11 protein-coding genes are annotated in these 16,319 nt (G+C 70.2%); 7 read left to right on the forward strand and 4 right to left on the reverse strand.

Annotated features, from left to right (window positions below):
- Positions 1–143: 143 nt before the first annotated feature.
- A complete protein-coding gene (locus JMJ55_RS13790) occupies positions 144–2,006 on the forward strand; it encodes an AI-2E family transporter (protein WP_202826149.1) in 1,863 nt (620 codons plus the stop codon).
- Here the strand turns inward: JMJ55_RS13790 and JMJ55_RS13795 are convergent.
- A complete protein-coding gene (locus tag JMJ55_RS13795) occupies positions 1,995–3,776 on the reverse strand; it encodes an SLC13 family permease (protein ID WP_202826150.1) in 1,782 nt (593 codons plus the stop codon). The genes JMJ55_RS13790 and JMJ55_RS13795 overlap by 12 nt on opposite strands.
- Positions 3,777–3,952: 176 nt before the next feature.
- Here JMJ55_RS13795 and JMJ55_RS13800 point away from each other — a divergent pair, with 176 nt between their 5' ends.
- Entirely contained in the window at positions 3,953–4,555 is a 603-nt protein-coding gene (locus JMJ55_RS13800; protein WP_202826151.1) for a DUF533 domain-containing protein, read from the forward strand.
- A 2-nt stretch (positions 4,556–4,557) separates the two neighbouring features.
- Here JMJ55_RS13800 and JMJ55_RS13805 read toward each other — a convergent pair whose 3' ends face one another.
- A complete protein-coding gene (locus JMJ55_RS13805; RefSeq protein WP_236033702.1) occupies positions 4,558–5,007 on the reverse strand; it encodes a CBS domain-containing protein in 450 nt (149 codons plus the stop codon).
- Positions 4,997–7,792, reverse strand: coding sequence for a malto-oligosyltrehalose synthase (gene treY, locus JMJ55_RS13810; protein ID WP_202826152.1), 2,796 nt, complete (start codon positions 7,790–7,792; stop codon positions 4,997–4,999). Before treY ends, JMJ55_RS13805 begins: the two co-directional genes overlap by 11 nt.
- Before the next feature lie 185 nt (positions 7,793–7,977).
- Here treY and glgX point away from each other — a divergent pair, with 185 nt between their 5' ends.
- A complete protein-coding gene (gene glgX / locus JMJ55_RS13815) occupies positions 7,978–10,215 on the forward strand; it encodes a glycogen debranching protein GlgX (protein WP_202826153.1) in 2,238 nt (745 codons plus the stop codon).
- A 22-nt stretch (positions 10,216–10,237) separates the two neighbouring features.
- Here glgX and JMJ55_RS13820 read toward each other — a convergent pair whose 3' ends face one another.
- Positions 10,238–11,014, reverse strand: coding sequence for an HpcH/HpaI aldolase family protein (locus JMJ55_RS13820; RefSeq protein WP_202826154.1), 777 nt, complete (start codon positions 11,012–11,014; stop codon positions 10,238–10,240).
- A gap of 77 nt (positions 11,015–11,091) precedes the next feature.
- Here JMJ55_RS13820 and JMJ55_RS13825 point away from each other — a divergent pair, with 77 nt between their 5' ends.
- The 4 genes from JMJ55_RS13825 (at position 11,092) to rimP (ending at position 16,316) form a co-directional block, all read left to right on the forward strand.
- A complete protein-coding gene (locus JMJ55_RS13825) occupies positions 11,092–13,962 on the forward strand; it encodes a molybdopterin oxidoreductase family protein (protein WP_202826155.1) in 2,871 nt (956 codons plus the stop codon).
- Positions 13,959–14,699: a 4Fe-4S dicluster domain-containing protein gene (locus JMJ55_RS13830; RefSeq protein ID WP_328702637.1), complete on the forward strand. Its 741-nt coding sequence runs from the start codon at positions 13,959–13,961 to the stop codon at positions 14,697–14,699. Before JMJ55_RS13825 ends, JMJ55_RS13830 begins: the two co-directional genes overlap by 4 nt.
- Positions 14,696–15,628 (forward strand): dimethyl sulfoxide reductase anchor subunit family protein, encoded by a 933-nt coding sequence (locus JMJ55_RS13835; protein WP_202826157.1) that lies wholly within the window; start codon positions 14,696–14,698, stop codon positions 15,626–15,628. The genes JMJ55_RS13830 and JMJ55_RS13835 overlap by 4 nt, the downstream gene beginning before the upstream one ends.
- A 118-nt stretch (positions 15,629–15,746) precedes the next feature.
- The gene (gene rimP / locus JMJ55_RS13840; RefSeq protein WP_236033703.1) at positions 15,747–16,316 is read left to right on the forward strand and encodes a ribosome maturation factor RimP; all 570 of its coding nucleotides are present in this window, start codon (positions 15,747–15,749) and stop codon (positions 16,314–16,316) included.
- Positions 16,317–16,319 lie beyond the last annotated feature (3 nt).

Genomic DNA, 16,319 nt, shown 5'->3' on the forward strand with positions numbered 1-16,319 from the left:
GCGCCGCAGGAGGGGCAAGGTTCGCCGGGGTCGGGTGCGGCTTCGGTGCCGGCCATCGCCTTTCCTCCGCGCGTTGTCCGCCCGCAACGCCGGCGGCGCCCTTGCGTTGCACGACCGAAACGCGGCGGGGGTGGGACAGACGCATGGCAGCCTGGCAGGACGAGGATGGGATGCGACCGCGCCGCGCCGAGGGCGGCCGCCGCGACACCGGCCGGGGCCCGGGCGGCCTCGCCACGCTCTGCGGCGCGGCCGTGGTCATCGCCGGGCTCAGCCTGGCACGGGAAGTCCTGGTGCCGCTGGTGCTGGCCGGCCTTTTCGCCTTCGTGCTGGCGCCCGTCGCGCGCCTCCTGCAACGGCGGCTGCGGGTGCCGCGGGCGCTGTCGGTCGTGGTGACCTCGCTGCTCGCGGTCGCGCTGATCGTCGGCATCGGCCTCGCGGTCAGCGGGCAGGTGGTGCAGCTGGCGGCGAACCTGCCGCGCTACCAGGCGGCGGTGCGGGCCAAGGTGGAGTCGCTTCGCCTTGGCGAAATGCTGGCGGCGGCGGAGAACCTGGCGCAGGGCGTCACCGGCATGACCACCGGCCATGGCGGCGCGCCCGCCGGTGCCGCCGCGCCGGCACCAGCCGCCACCGGGACCGGGGCACCGCTCGATGCGGTGCTCGGCGTGGCGGAACAGGTCCTGGCGCCGCTGGCCACCGCCGGGCTGGTCGTGGTCTTCGTGATCTTCGTCCTGCTTTACCGCGAGGACCTGCGGGACCGGCTGATCCGCCTCGCCGGGGCGCGCGACCTGCACCGCACGACGGTTGCGCTGAACGATGCGGCCAACCGGCTCTCGCGCTTCTTCCTGGCGCAGGTGGCGCTGAATGCCGGCTTTGGCCTCGTCATCGGCCTCGGGCTTTGGCTCACCGGCCTGCCCAACCCGGCGCTCTGGGGCGCGCTGGCGGGGCTGATGCGCTTCGTCCCCTTCATCGGCAGCTTCATCGCCGTGGTGCCGCCGCTGCTGCTGGCCCTGGCGGTGGATCCGGGCTGGTCCCTTGCCCTAACGGTGCTGGCGCTGTTCCTGGTGACCGAGCCCCTGGCCGGCCAGGTCTTCGAGCCCCTGCTCTATGGCCATTCCACCGGGCTCTCACCCATCGCGATCATCGTCGCGGCGACCTTCTGGGCCTTCCTCTGGGGCCCGGTCGGGCTGCTGCTGGCGACGCCGCTGACCGTCTGCCTGGTGGTGCTGGGCCGGCATGTGGAGCGGTTGGAATTCCTCGATGTGATGCTGGGCGACCGGCCGCCGCTCCGCCCCGACCAGAGCTTCTACCAGCGCGCGCTGGAGGGCGATGCCGACCTGCTGGTCACCGAGGCACGGCGGCACCTGAAGGCCGAAGCCGAGGGCGAGGGCCGGCCGCTGGTTGCCTGGTGCGACACGGTGGCGCTGCGCGGCCTGGCGCTGGCCCAGGCCGACTGGTCGCGGGAGGTGCTGGATGGCGACCAGGTGGAGCGCATCCGCAGCCAGGTGGAGATGGTGCTGGACGAGCTGGCAGCGCAGGCCGCGGCCAGGCCGGGCAGCGAATCCCTGCCGGACTCCTGGCGGGCGGAGGGGGCGGTGCTCTGCATCGCCGGCCAGGGACCCTTCGATGCTGCCGCGGCCGGGGTGCTGGCGCTGATCCTGCGCGCCGAGGGCTTCGGCGCCCGGGCCCTGCCCAATGCGGCGCTGGAGGCGGCGCAGATCGAGACGGTGCTGGACCCGGCCCGCATCCGCCTCTGCCTGCTCTCGGTGCTGGAAGGCGGCAGCAGCGCGACCAGCGTGCGCTACTTCCTGCGTCGCCTGCACCGCCACCTCCCCGAGGCCCGGATGGCGATCGGGCTGTGGGAGGCGGCCTCGGACAGCCCGATGCTGGCGGCGCTGCGGGGCGAGGCAGCCGGCGAGGTGATCGTCACCTCGGCCGGCGAGGCGCTGGCGCTGGTCGGGGCGGCGGCCGAACGGCCGGCCCAGGAAGCCGCGCCGCTACTGCCCTAGCGGCCAGACCAGGGCAATCATCGGCACGCCCACCACGAGGACAATGAGCGAGAGCGGCAGGCCCAGCCGCCAGTAGTCGCCGAAACGGTAGCCGCCAGGACCCATCACCAGCGTGTTGCACTGATGGCCGATGGGGGTGAGGAAGTCGCAGGCCGCGCCGACCGCGACCGCCATCAGGAAGGCATCCGGGCTCAGCCCCAGCCGCTGCGCCAGGCTCGCCGCGATCGGGCCCATCATCAGCACCGTCGCGGCATTGTTGAGGAAGGGCGTCACCGCCATCGCCACCACCATGATGACCGCGAGCGAGCCTATGGTGGGCAGCCCCGCCACCGCGCCCTGCAGCCAGCCGGCAATCAGGTCGGTGCCCCCCGTGGTCTGGATCGCCTCGCTGACGGGGATCAGGGCGCCGAGCAGGATCAGCACCGGCCATTCGATCGCCTCATAGGCCTCCCGCATCGTCAGGCTGCGGAGCAGCAGCAGCACCACGGCGGCGCCGAAGAAGGTCACCGCCACCGGCACGACATGGAAGGCCAGCAGCAGCATGGCGATGCCGAGCACGACCAGCGGCACCCAGCTCCGGCGGCTGCGGCCCAGCACCACGTCGCGCTCGGTCAGCGGCAGGACGCGGAGGCTGCCCAGCGCCTCCGGCAGCCGCGCCTCGGCGCCCTTCAGGATCAGCACATCGCCGCGGCGCAGCCGGAGCGTCGCCAGCCGCTGCGAGATCCGCCGGCCGCTGCGGCTGACGGCGAGCAGGCTGATCCCGTGCCTCTCCCGCAGCTTCACCCCCGCGGGCGTCGCGCCGACCAGCGGCGAATCGGCGGTGATCACCGCCTCGATCACCGCAACCTCGCCCTCCTCCTCGCGCGGGTCCGTGCGCCGCTCCCCCGCGAGGCGCAGGCCGGCGCGGGCCAGCATGCTGTCCAGCGTCTCCGCATCGCCCTCCAACAGCAGCACGTCATCGGCGCGGATCTGCCAGTCCGGCGTGGGCGGATAGCGGCGGAAGCGCTCTCGGATCACGGTGGCGACGCCGGCGCGACCCTCGCCCAGCGCCTCCAGCTCCGCCACCGTCCGGCCGACCATGGCCGAGCCCGCGGGCACGCGGGCTTCCGTGGTGTAGGGCTCAATGGCGATCGCCTCCTCGAGCCCCGCCGCCCCGCTCCGCCCGCCGCGTGGCAGGAGGCGCCAACCGAAGGCGAGGAAGACAAGGCCGGACAGCGCGATGACGGCGCCGACCGGCGTGTAGTCGAACATGCCGAAGGGCTGGCCGGTGATCTCCTCCCGCACGCGGGAGACGATGATGTTGGGCGAGGTCCCGATCATGGTGACGAGGCCGCCGATGAGCGAGGCGAAGGCCATCGGCATCAGCAGCGCCGAGGCCGGCGTGCCGGTGCGCCGGCCGAGCTGGAGGGCCACCGGCATGAAGATGGCCAGCGCGCCGATATTCTTGGTGAAGATGGAGGAGACCATTACGGCACCGACCAGCGCCGGCACCTGGGTGGCCGGCCCGCGCAGGTGGCGCAGCAGCGGCCGCATCAGCGTCTCCACCGCGCCCGATCGCGCGACGGCGGCGCTGACCAGCAGGGCGCCGGCCACGATGATGACGATGTCGTCGCTGAAGCCCGAAAAGGCCTTGTCGGCGGGCACGATCCCCACCGCGAGACCAGCAGCGAGCGCCAGCAGCGCCACCAGCTCATAGGCGATGCGGCCCCAAACGAAGAGCCCGACGGTGACGGCGAGGATGCCGAAGGCAAGGGCCTGGGGGAGCGTCATCGCGCCCCGGTCCGGCAGGAGCGGCGAGAGAGGGCATCGAGCATGGAATGGGAACCTCGTCCGGGAATGGGGGCGGTGTGGCCTGCCCGCCTTGCCGCCGGGGCGGAACGCGCCGCCTTCCCTTCCGTTCTGTCCTGCCCGCGGCACGGACCCGCCCGGCGAGGAGGCCTTCCCGAATGTCGAGCACGCTGAGCCTCCTCGGACGGCTCTTCTCCTTCCCTTCCGACCGCGACGGCCAGGCGGAGCTGCTGGAACGGCAGGCGATCGGCACCGCGGAGGAGGAGCCGGCGCCCGCCCCGCCGCGGCGGCATGGCGGGGCCCCGGACCCGCGCTGGGTGCTGCGGGATGTCCTGGCCACCAAGGCGCTCGGCGCCTGGCTGCAGAACCGGCACCAGACGCTGTTCCCGCTGACGCTGAACCTCTCGGCCGTCGATCCGCCGGCGCGGCTGCTGCTGATCCGCATGGTGGCGCTCTCGGCGCTGGCGGGCGGGGCGGCGCCTGAGCGGGGGCACCTCTGGGAGGACCTCACCGCCATCGGCGCCGGCGAGGCGGAGCGGGCGGCTTTCGAGGCCGAACTCGCCGCGCCCACGCCGCTGCCGCCGCTGCTGCATGCCTTGCAGGAGGCGCATCTGGGCGCGCATGCCTATGCCGCCTCGCTGCTCGTGCTCGACCGCCGGGCCGAGACCGGCCGCGCTTGGCTGGACTATCTCGCCGCCCGCTTCGGCCTGCCGGCCGAGGTCGTCCTCGGCCTGCAACGGCGGCAGCGCATGCGGCGCTGAACCTAGGCCGGCGCCTCGGTCAGTTCGCGCAGCGCGCCCTGCAAGGCCTCGCTGTCCAGCAGCAGGCGGCGGGACAGGTCGGAGAGGGTGATCCAGCCCTCGACCCGGCCGGTCGGGTCGCAGACCGGCAGGCGGCGGATATGATGCGCCGCCATCAGGTCCATGGCGGCCTGGACCGTATCCTCCGGCCGGCAGGTGACGACGGGGCTCGACATCACCTCCCGCACGGGGGTCGTGCCGGGGTCGCGGCCGGCGGCGACCAGGCGGTAGAGGATGTCGCGGTCCGTTAGAACACCTTGCAAGGAACCGGCGCTGCCGACCGGCAGGGCGCCCACCTCCAGCTCGCCCATCAGCTCCGCCGCCTCCTTCACTGGGGCTTCGGCCCCGATGAATTCGACATCGCCGCTCATCGCCTCGGCCACCCGCAGCATGGCGCGCCCCTCAGCCGCCATGCCCGGTCTCCGGCACCAGCAGCGCGACCGGCAGATCGGCCAGCACCGCCTCGGCCGTGATCGCGCCGGCTTCGAGCCGCCGTCCGGTCAGCAGGTCGCGCCAGCCGCCCGTGCCCGGCACGGGGATCGCCGTGTCGCCCCAGCCCCGATCCACCTCCTGCCGGGCGGGGAAACGGGATGCGACCACCAGCAGCCGGTCCTCGCCATGGCTGCGGAGGAAGGCGCAGAGCTGGTCGGCCTTGGCCCCGGTCGCGGCGAGGGCCTCGTAGCCACCCTCGGTGAAGAGCGCTTCATGGTCCCGCCGATGCGCCAGCAGCGTGGCCGTCAGCGCCAGCTTGGCCCGCCCGTCGCGCCAGTTCTCCAGCATACCGAGCATGGCCGCGCGCCGGTCCCGCGCCATGGCCGCGCCGACCTCCTCCAGCACCCGCTGGCGGAGGTCGTAATCGACGGGGCGGCGGTTGTCGGGATCGACCAGGCTGAGATCCCACAATTCGCAGCCCTGGTAGATATCCGGCATGCCCGGCAAGGCGAGCTTCAGCGCCGTCTGCACCAGGCTGTTGCGGAAGCCGAGCCGCGCCACCTTCGCCTGGAAGGGCAGGAAGGCATCGAGGAAGGCGCCGGAGCGCGAGGGGTCGAGCGCCTCCCGCAGGAAGCCCAGCATCCCCTCCTCATAGACGGTGTTCGGAGCGGCCCAGGTGGTGTGGCGCTTCGCCTCGCGCATCGACTTCACCATGGCGCCTTCCATGCGCTCGGCGAAGCCGCGCAGCGCCTCGGCCTCCGGCATGCCGGTGCCGGTCAGCTCCGCCGGCCAGGCGCCGAGCAGGAGCTGGTAGAACAGGTATTCGTCGTTGCGGTCGGGCGGCGCGGTGCCCTCCACATCGCCGCGGCGGGCGCGCAGGATGCGGCTCCAGGTCTGGACTTGGCGGGCCCATTCCTCCGGCATCTCCGACAGCACCGCGAGCCGCGCCCGCGTATCCTCGCCGCGCTTGGTGTCGTGGGTGGAGGTGCCGAGCATGGCATGCGGCCAGCGCTGGGCGCGCTGGGCATTCGCCTTGTGGAAGGCCGGCAGCGAGACGCCGAAATGGTCCGGGTGTCCGCCCACCTCGTTCAGCGCGACGAAGCGGTTGTAGCGGTAGAAGGCCGTGTCCTCGAGGCCCTTGGCCATCACCGGGCCGCTGTACTGCTGCACCCGCATGGCGAAGCGCACCACGCTGTGCCGGCTGAAGCCGCTGCCCGGTTCCGCCACCAGGTCGCTGGTCAGGAGCCGGTGCAGGAAGTCGAAGACGCTGGGGTCGAGATCGGTCTCGTTCCGCCGCGCCTGGGCGATGGCCCATTCGATGTCGCGCCGGTCGGCCTCGGTGGGGGAGACGGTGCCGTCCACATAGGTGCGGTAGACGGGGAAGCAGGCGACGATCTCCTTCAGCCCGCGCTGGAGGATGTTGCGGGTGAAATCCGCCGTGCGCGGGTTCTGCCGCGCCACCCGCGCCGCGTCGCGGGCGAGGGTGTTCAGCTCGCTCGCCATCTCGTTCAGCATGATGCGGATCTTGCAGTCGCGCACCGTCTCGGCGAAGGGCTCGGCGCCGCGGATGAACTCCGCATAGGTGCGGCTGAACCCCTCCTCGCCGGCCGGATCCACCAGCAGGCCGAGCACGAGATTGGCGAATTCATAGCCCGTGGTGCCCTCGACCGGCCAATCCTCGCGCAGCGCCTCGTGCCGCGACAGGATCTTCTCGACCACCAGGTAGAAGGGGCGCGGTGCCGCCTCCCGCAGGCGCTGGAGGTAGCCCTTGGGGTCGAGCAGCCCATCGACATGGTCGATGCGCAGCCCCTCCAGCGTGCCGTCCTCCAGCAGGGAGAAGACGAAGCGGTGCGCATGGTCGAAGAGCTCCGGCAGCTCCATGCGCAGGCCGGCGAGCTCGTTGATGTTGAAGAAGCGGCGGTAGTTGATGTCGTCGGCAGCGACGCGGAAATGGGCGGCGCGCCAGTGCTGGTCCTGGATCAGCGTGTCCAGGTCGCGCCAGGTCTCCAGCCGGCCGGGCTTGCCGTTCAGCCGCGCGACGGCGGCCTCCACCGCCTCGCGCACATCCGACCGCTCGCGCACCAGCCCGGCCAGCTCGGCCTGGAGGTCGCGGGCGCGGGCATGCACGCGGGGCCGCCAGTTCGGCAGGCCGGAGAAAGCATCGCCGAGCCGCTCCAACTCCGGATGCGCATGGCCCAGCACCCGTTCGTAATGCAGCGGGCAGATCGGCAGCTTATGCGTGCCATAGGCCCAGACCGCGAATCCCCCCTCCGCCGGATCGAAGCGGAGCTCAAGCTGGCCGTCCTGCAGCACCGCGCCGTATTGGTCGCCGAGGAAGGGCACCAGGAGCTTATTGAACAGGTAGCGCCGGTCCGGGTCCCAATCGATGTCGAACCAGCCGGCATAGTCGCTGTCCGGCCCCCATTCGAGCACGTCGAGCCACCAGGGATTGTCGGACCCGCCGACACCCATATGATTCGGCACGAAGTCGAGCAGTTGGCCGAGGCCGTTCTCGCGAAAGGCGGCGGACATGGCACGGAATTCGGCCTCCTCCCCCAGTTCGGGGTTCAGCCGGCCATGATCGACGATGTCGTAGCCATGCGAGGAGCCGGGCCGCGCCTTCAGATAAGGTGAGGCATAGACATGGCTGACCCCCAGCCGGGCCAGGTAGGGCGCCAGCGCCGCTGCGTCCCGGAAGCGGAAGCCGGCATGGAATTGCAGGCGGTAGGTGGCGCGCGGAATCGGCGGCGGGCCGGCTTCGGGCATGGTCGGGTGGTCCTTCGGTCTGCGGGGCGCCGCCTTGGGGGCGAACTGTCTCGGCGACGCTTAAGAAGCGCGGGCGCCCGCGAGTTCCGCCACCCATCCCGACCACCGGGCGAAATCGTTGAATGCCCGGGAACGAAAGCACCCCCGCCCTGTTCTGCTGCCGCTTGATGGAAGGGACTGGCGGCATGGATACCCGGCTCGAGATTTCGGCACCGCAGATCGTGCGGAAGTCCCGTGTCAGGGAAGGCTCGCCATTTCCGCTGGGCGCCACCTGGGATGGGCTCGGCGTCAATTTTGCGATCTTCTCCGCCCATGCGACCAAGGTCGAGCTCTGCCTGTTCGATGATGCGGGCGAGACCGAGCTGGAGCGGATCGAGCTGCCGGAATACACGGACGAAGTCTGGCACGGCTACCTGCCCGATGCGCGGCCGGGAACGATCTACGGCTACCGGGTGCATGGCCCCTACGAGCCCGAGGCCGGCCACCGCTTCAACCCCAACAAGCTACTGCTCGACCCCTATGCACGGACCATCGTCGGCGAGCTGCAATGGGGCCCGGAGATCTTCGGCTACCAGCTCGAGTCCGGCGACGACCTCACCTTCGATACCCGCGACAGCGCGCCGCTGATGCCGAAATGCCGGGTCATCGACCCGGCCTTCAGCTGGGGGCGGGAACGCAGCCCGGCCGTGCCCTGGGACCGCACCATCTTCTACGAAACCCATGTGAAGGGTTTCACCAAGCTCCGCACCGACCTGCCGGAGGAGATGCGCGGCACCTATGCCGGCCTCGCCGCGCCGGAAGTCGTGGCCTATCTGCGCGGGCTCGGCGTGACTTCGGTCGAGCTGCTGCCGGTCCATACCTTCGTCAATGACGGGCCGCTGGTGGACAAGGGCCTGACGAATTACTGGGGCTACAACACCATCAGCTTCTTCTCGCCGGCGCGGCGCTATGCGCGCAACCCGGCCTTCGCCTTCTCCGAGTTCAAGGAGATGGTGGCGCGGCTGCACGATGCCAATCTCGAGGTCATCCTCGACGTGGTCTACAACCACACCGCCGAGGGCAATGAGCGCGGGCCGACCCTGTCCTTCAAGGGCATCGACAATGCCAGCTACTACCGGCTGCTGCCGGACCAGCCGCGCTACTACATCAACGACACCGGCACCGGAAACACGGTGAACCTGTCGCATCCGCGCGTGCTCCAGCTCGTCACCGACAGCCTGCGCTACTGGGCGACGGAGATGCATGTCGACGGCTTCCGCTTCGACCTCGCCACGATCCTGGGGCGGGAGCCGCATGGCTTCGACGAGGGCGGCGGCTTCCTCGATTCCTGCCGGCAGGATCCGGTGCTGGCGAGCGTGAAGCTGATCGCCGAGCCCTGGGATATCGGCCCGGGCGGCTACCAGGTCGGCGGCTTCCCGCCCGGCTGGGCGGAATGGAACGACCGCTTCCGCGACACGGTGCGCGCCTTCTGGAAGGGCGATGAGGGGATGGCGGCGGAGCTCGCCGCACGCCTCACTGCCTCGGGCGACAAGTTCAACAAGCGCGGCCGCAAGCCCTGGGCCAGCGTGAACTTCATCGCCGCCCATGACGGCTTCACGCTGAACGACCTCGTTTCGTACAACGAGAAGCACAACATGGCGAATGGCGAGGACAATCGCGACGGCCATTCGCACAACCTCTCCTGGAACCATGGCGTCGAGGGGCCGACCGACGACCCCGAGATCCAGGCGCTGCGCGAGCGGCAGAAGCGCAACATGCTGGCGACCCTGCTGTTCTCGCAGGGCACGCCGATGGTGCTGGCCGGCGACGAATTCGGCCGCACCCAGCAGGGCAACAACAACACCTACTGCCAAGACAACGAGCTGAATTGGGTGGACTGGGCCGGCATCGACGAGGGGGGCCGGGCCCTCGCCGCCTTCACCCGCAAGCTGATCGCGCTGCGTCAGGCCTTCCCGGTGCTGCGCCGCAACCGCTTCCTGACCGGCGCCTATAACGAGGAGTTGGGCGTCAAGGACGCCACCTGGGTCCTGCCGGACGGCACGGAGATGGACAGCGAGCATTGGGGCGACGCGAATACCCGCTGCTTCGGGATTGTGCTCGACGGCCGCGCCCAGGCGAGCGGCATCCGCCGCCCGGCCTCGGATGCCACGCTGCTGATGGTGCTGAATTCGCACCATGAGGCGGTGGAATTCTCCCTGCCCGAGCCGCCGGCCGGCCAGCGCTGGCAGCTGCTGATCGACACCAACCGGCCCGAACTGGAGGAGCCGGAACCCTTCGAATTCGGCCACCCCTATATCGTCACCGGCCGGTCGCTGCTGCTGCTGGTGCTACGGCCCGAGCGGGGCGGCGGCGCCATCCTGACCGCGGCGCGGACCGCGTTGCTGGCCGGCACCGCCCCGCCGCCGCTGCCGGCGGCGGAGTAAGGGCCAGGGATCGCCGGCGCCGTCAGGCCCCGGCGATCCCCCGCAGCCGTCCCACACCTTCCGCCACGGCCGCCTGCAACAGCCAAGCATCGCCGCCCCAGGCGAGCAGGCGGAACCCGTCCTGCCAGGCCCGTTCCGCCTCCGCCGCCCCGGTCACCAGCCGGCCGAGTCCCTTGCCATGCCGCTGCGCCGCCGCGCAGACGCGTCGCGTCGCCTCCCGGAAGGCCGGGTGGTCGAACTCGCCCGGGATGCCGAGCGAGGCAGAGAGGTCGAAATGCCCGACCCAGAGGGCATCGACCCCATCGAGGGCGGCGATCACCTCCGCCTGCTCCACCCCCTCGGCGGTCTCGATCATCAGGATCAGCACGGTGCGGTCATTGGCCGCGGCCAGCTTCGCCGCCGCCGGGCCGGCGCGGTAATTGTCATGCGCGATCTGGAGGGCGACGCCGCGCCGCCCCTGGGGCGGGTATTTCAGGGCGGCGACGGCCGCCCGAGCCACCTCCAGGCTGCCGACCAGGGGCAGCATCACCCCCTCCGCCCCCACATCGGCGAGGCGGGCGATATCATGGGCGTCCCGCGAGGGGACCCGCACCAGGGTCGGGATGCCGCCCGCCTCCAGGTAGCGGAGCGCCGATTTCACCGTCTCGGTCGAGAAGCCGCTATGCTCCATGTCGAGGAAGGCAAAGTCGCAGCCGGCGCCGGCCAGGATATGGCCGATCCCCGGGGTCACGAATTCCACCAGGAAGGTTCCGGCGGCGAGCCGGCCGGACTGGACCAGGCTTTTCAGGCTGTGCGGCATGGACTTCTCCTCCCGGTTTGCCCAGAACACGGGCCCGTGGCTTACTGACATTTCAGGGTAAGGGAGAAGGCCAGTCTATGCCCGAAGCGCCGATACCGCTGGCGACGGAAAGGCCAGACCGGGCGGTGGACTATTCGCCCCCGGTCGGCGACCAGGTGAAGACCACTACCTGCTACATGTGTGCCTGCCGCTGCGGCATCCGCGTCCATCTGAAGGACGGTCGCATCCGCTATATCGAGGGCAATCCGAACCACCCGGTCAACAAGGGCGTGCTCTGCGGCAAGGGCAGCGCCGGGATCATGACGCAATATTCCCCGGCCAAGCTGCGGGCGCCGCTGAAGCGCATCGGCCCGCGCGGCTCGGGCGAATTCGCCGAGATCTCCTGGGAGGAGGCGCTGGAGACCGCGACCGGCTGGCTCCGCCATGTGCGTGAGACGGATCCGCGCCGCCTCGCCTTCTTCACCGGCCGCGACCAGTCGCAGAGCCTGACCGGCTTCTGGGCCGCGCAATTCGGCACGCCGAATTTCGCCGCGCATGGCGGCTTCTGCTCGGTGAACATGGCGGCCGGCGGGCTCTATTCCATCGGCGGCAGCTTCTGGGAATTCGGTGAGCCGGATTGGGACCGGGCCAAATACTTCCTGATGTTCGGCGTGGCCGAGGATCATGACAGCAACCCGATCAAGATCGGCCTGTCCCGGCTGAAGGCGCGGGGAGCGAAATTCGTCTCCATCAACCCGGTCCGCACCGGCTATTCCGCCATCGCCGATGAATGGGTCGGCATCCGCCCCGGCACCGACGGGCTCTTCGCTCTGGCCCTGGTGCATGAGCTGCTGCGCACCGACAGCATCGATCTCGACTTCCTCTCCCGCTATACCAACGCCCCCTGGCTGGTGGTCCGCAATCCGGGCGGCGAGGATGACGGGCTCTTCGCCCGCGACGAGGCCGGCAAGCCGCTCGCCTGGGACCGCAGCCGCGGCGCCGTGGATGCCTCGCTGGCCGATCTCTCGCCGGTGATGGCGGGCGAGTTCACCCTGCCCGATGGCCGCCGCGTCCAGCCGGTCTTCCACCTGATGGCCGAGCGCTACCTGGCGCCCGAATACGCGCCGGAGGCGGTGGCCGAACGCTGCGGCCTGCCGGCCGAGCGCATCCGCCAGATTGCCGCCGAGATCGCCGATGTCGCCTTCAACCAGGCGATCACGCTCGACCAGCCCTGGACCGATGTCTGGGGCCGGCGGCATGAGACGATGGTGGGCCGCCCGGTCGCCTTCCATGCGATGCGCGGCATCTCCGCCCATAGCAACGGCTTCCATAGCTGCCGGGCCCTGCATCTGCTGCAGATGCTGCTCGGCGCGGTCGATACCCCAGGCTCCTGGCGCTACAAATCGCCCTTCCCGCGGCCGATCCCGCCCGGCCCCGGCCCGGCCGGCAAGGGCGCCAAGCCCAATACGCCGCTGGCCGGCAATATCCTCTCCTTCCCGCAGGGGCCGGACGATCTGCTGGTCGATGACGAGGGCAATCCCCTCCGCATCGACAAGGCCTTCTCCTGGGATGCGCCGCTGGCCCTGCACGGGATGATGCACACCGTCATCGGCAATGCCGGCATCGGCGACCCGTACAAGATCGATACGCTGTTCATGTTCATGGCCAATATGGCCTGGAACAGCGCGATGAACCCCGGCGAAGTCATTCGCATCCTGACCGAGACGCAGGAGGATGGCAGCTACACCATTCCCCACGTCATCTACTCGGACGCCTATTATTCCGAGACGGTGCCCTATGCCGACCTGATCCTGCCGGACACCACCTATCTCGAGCGGTGGGACTGCATCTCCATCCTCGACCGTCCGATCGGCAGCGCGCATGGCGCGGGCGATGCCATCCGCCAGCCGGTGCTGAAGCCGGACCGCGACGTGCGGCCCTTCCAGGACGTGCTGATCGAACTCGGCGCCCGGCTCGGCCTGCCGGCCTTCACCAAGCCGGACGGCTCGCCCAAGTTCAAGGACTACCCCGACTACATCATGAACCATGAGCGGATGCCGGGCGTCGGCCCGCTCGCCGGCTTCCGCGGCGTGGATGGCAGCAAGAAGGGCGTTGGCGAGCCAAACCCCGACCAGCTCCAGCGCTATATCGAGAATGGCTGCTTCTGGCGCGACCACCTGCCGCCGGAGCAGGGCTTCTACAAGCACGCCAACAAGGCCTATCTCGAACAGTCCAAGGCCATGGGGCTGATGGGCAAGTCGGACCAGATCGTCATGCAGATCTGGTCGGAGCCGCTGCAGAAATTCCGCCTCGCCGCCGAGGGCCATGGCGCCAAGCAGCCGCCGGACCGGCTGCGCGAGCGGATCCGCACCTATTGCGACCCGCTGCCGATCTGGTACCCGGCGCTGGAGCATGAGGGTCAGGACCTGGGTCGCTTCGACCTCTCCGCCATCACCCAGCGGCCGATGGTGATGTATCATTCCTGGGGCTCGATGAATGCCTGGCTGCGGCAGATCCTCGGCGCCAACAAGCTCTATATGGCGCGCAGCCGTGCCGCCGCGCTCGGCCTCGCCCAGGATGACTGGGTCTGGGTCGAGAGCCGCGCCGGCCGGCTGAAATGCCAAGTCTCGCTGATGGAGGGGGTGAACCCCGACACGGTCTGGACCTGGAACGCCATCGGCAAGCGCGCCGGCGCCTGGAACCTCGACCCCGACAGCCCGGAGGCGACGCGCGGCTTCCTGCTGAACCATGTCATCAGCGAGTGGCTGCCGGCCCAGGGCGGCTTCCGCCAGGCCAATGCCGATCCGGTGACGGGCCAGGCGGCTTGGTATGACCTCCGCGTCTCGGTGACGAAATGCGCGCCGGGCGAGGAAGGCGTCACCAGCCCGCATCCGGAGGCGCTGCCGCTGCCGCCGCACATGCCTGCGCGGCCCGATCTGCTCCGCTATTCGATGAAGGCAAACCCGTGACCTGCCTGCCCGAGATCACCCCAGGCCAGAAGAAGCTCGGCCTCGTCATCGACCTCGATACCTGCGTCGGCTGCCAGGCCTGCGCGGTCAACTGCAAGGAATGGAACGCTTCCGGCCATAGCGGCCCCTTGCCCGACCTGAAGCCCTATTCGGCCGGGGCCGAGGGCGTCTGGTTCAACCGCGTCCATAGCTATGAGGCGGGCGAAGGGGCGCAGGGCCGCACGGTCCATTTCCCGCGCTCCTGCCTCCATTGCGAGACGCCGGATTGCGTCACGGTCTGCCCCACCGGTGCTTCCTACAAGCGCATCGAGGACGGCATCGTGCTGGTGGACCACGACATCTGCATCGGCTGCGGGCTGTGTGCCTGGGCCTGCCCCTATGGGGCGCGCGAGATGGACGAGGATGCGGGGGTGATGAAGAAATGCACCCTCTGCATCGACCGGATCTACAATGAAAATATCCCCGAGGCGCAGCGCCAGCCCGCCTGCGTGCTGACCTGCCCGACCAGCGCCCGGCATTTCGGCGATCTCGGCGACCCGGAGAGCAAGGTCAGCAAGCTGGTGGCCGAGCGTGGCGGCCAGCCGCTGATGCCGGAGCTCGGCTACAAGCCGGTCAACAGCTACCTGCCGCCACGCAACCGCACGAGCCTGGCGGCAAAGCCGGATGAGGCGGCGCCGACGCCGATGGACATCAAGAACCCGCTGCTGCGCTGGATGGACAAGGTGCTCACCCGGTGAATCCCGCCCCTTCGATTGTCTTCTTCACCACCGCTTCGGGCGCCGGCTACGGGCTGCTCTTCTGGCTCGGCCTGCTGCGCCCGCTCGGGCTGGTGCAGATGAGCCCGATGCCGGCGCTCGTCGCGCTTGTGCTGGCGCTCGCGCTGATCACGGCCGGGCTGCTCTCCTCGACGCTGCATCTGGGCAATCCGAAGCGCGCCTGGCGGGCCTTCTCGCAATGGCGCTCCTCCTGGCTCTCGCGGGAGGGGGTGGCGGCGGTCCTGACCTATATTCCGGCCCTGCTGCTCGGCCTCGGCCTCTGGGTCGGCGCGCCGGCACTGGCCGTTATCGCCGGGCTGCTCGCCGCGGCGGGGGCGGTGGCGACCGTTTATTGCACGGCGATGATCTACGCCTCCCTCAAGCCGATCCGGCAATGGCGCCACCCGCTGGTGGTGCCGGGCTATCTCGCCCTTTCAGCCTTCAGCGGCGCGGTGCTGCTGGCGATGCTCGCCGCCTTCTCCGGCAGCGGCACGGTGCCGGCGGTGCTGGCGATCCTCTCCGGCGCGGCTGCGCTGCTGCTGAAGCGGGCCTATTGGCGGGGGATCGATGCCGCCCCGCCGATCGCCACCATCGAATCCGCCACCACGCTCGGCTTCATCGGCAAGACCCGCACGCTGGAGCCGCCGCATACCGAGCAGAATTACCTGCTGCGCGAGATGGGCTTCCGCATCGCCCGCAAGCATGCGGCGAAGCTTCGGCTGATCGCCCAGCTCGGCGGCTTCGCCCTGCCGGTGCTGCTGGCGGTGCTGGCCCTGCTGGCGGGGGGTGGCTTGGCGACGCTGGCGCTGACCCTGGGGGCGGTGCTGACCCTGGCCGGGCTGCTGGTCGAGCGCTGGCTGATGTTCGCCGAGGCGACCCATACGGTGACACTCTATTATAGCGGCACCTGAGGGGCCGCCGCCCGGCCTGCGGATGCATCTTGCGGCCGGCCGGGCGGATGCCTATAGTTTGTGCGACAACCTCATCCGATCTTAGGGGGGTGGCCTTCACGGGCCGCCTTTTTTGTTTTTGGCCACCGAACGTCCACAGCATGAAGGGCTCGAGGCGCGCATCGCCGATGCGATCGCGCCCACCATCGAGCATATGGGCTATGAGCTCGTCCGCGTGCAGGTCAGCGGCCAGGCCCGGCCGGTGGTGCAGATCATGGCCGACCGCGCCGATGGCGCCCCCTTCCGCGTCGAGGATTGCGAGGCGATCAGCCATGCCATCGGCGCCGTCCTGGATGTCGAGGATCCGATCAAGGGCGAATGGTCGCTGGAGGTCTCCTCGGCCGGCATCGACAGACCGCTGACCCGGACCAAGGACTGGACCAATTACGCCGGCCATCTGGCCACGCTGGAGTTGCTGGTGCCGCAGGAAGGCCGCAAGCGCTTCCGCGGCATCATCCTTGGCGCCGATGCCGAGACGGCGCGGCTGCGGCTGGAGGACGGCGCGGAGCTGGCCGTGGCCCGCGGGAATATCCGCCGGGCCAAGCTGGTGCTGACCGATGAGTTGATCGCGGCCACCGCCGCGGCCGCCCCCGAAGAGGATGCCGATGAGGCGTCCGACGAAGACCCCAAGCCCGCCAGGAGGAACTGACGC

This window comes from Belnapia mucosa (assembly GCF_016775475.1).
Lineage (GTDB): Bacteria > Pseudomonadota > Alphaproteobacteria > Acetobacterales > Acetobacteraceae > Belnapia > Belnapia mucosa.

What these genes read in the sequence shown, in the direction of transcription:
- JMJ55_RS13790 (WP_202826149.1), top strand. Translation starts at nt 144, where the DNA reads ATGGCAGCCTGGCAGGACGAGGATGGGATGCGACCGCGCCGCGCCGAG.
- JMJ55_RS13795 (WP_202826150.1), bottom strand. Translation starts at nt 3,776, where the DNA reads ATGACGCTCCCCCAGGCCCTTGCCTTCGGCATCCTCGCCGTCACCGTC.
- JMJ55_RS13800 (WP_202826151.1), top strand. Translation starts at nt 3,953, where the DNA reads ATGTCGAGCACGCTGAGCCTCCTCGGACGGCTCTTCTCCTTCCCTTCC.
- JMJ55_RS13805 (WP_236033702.1), bottom strand. Translation starts at nt 5,007, where the DNA reads ATGGCGGCTGAGGGGCGCGCCATGCTGCGGGTGGCCGAGGCGATGAGC.
- treY (WP_202826152.1), bottom strand. Translation starts at nt 7,792, where the DNA reads ATGCCCGAAGCCGGCCCGCCGCCGATTCCGCGCGCCACCTACCGCCTG.
- glgX (WP_202826153.1), top strand. Translation starts at nt 7,978, where the DNA reads ATGGATACCCGGCTCGAGATTTCGGCACCGCAGATCGTGCGGAAGTCC.
- JMJ55_RS13820 (WP_202826154.1), bottom strand. Translation starts at nt 11,014, where the DNA reads ATGCCGCACAGCCTGAAAAGCCTGGTCCAGTCCGGCCGGCTCGCCGCC.
- JMJ55_RS13825 (WP_202826155.1), top strand. Translation starts at nt 11,092, where the DNA reads ATGCCCGAAGCGCCGATACCGCTGGCGACGGAAAGGCCAGACCGGGCG.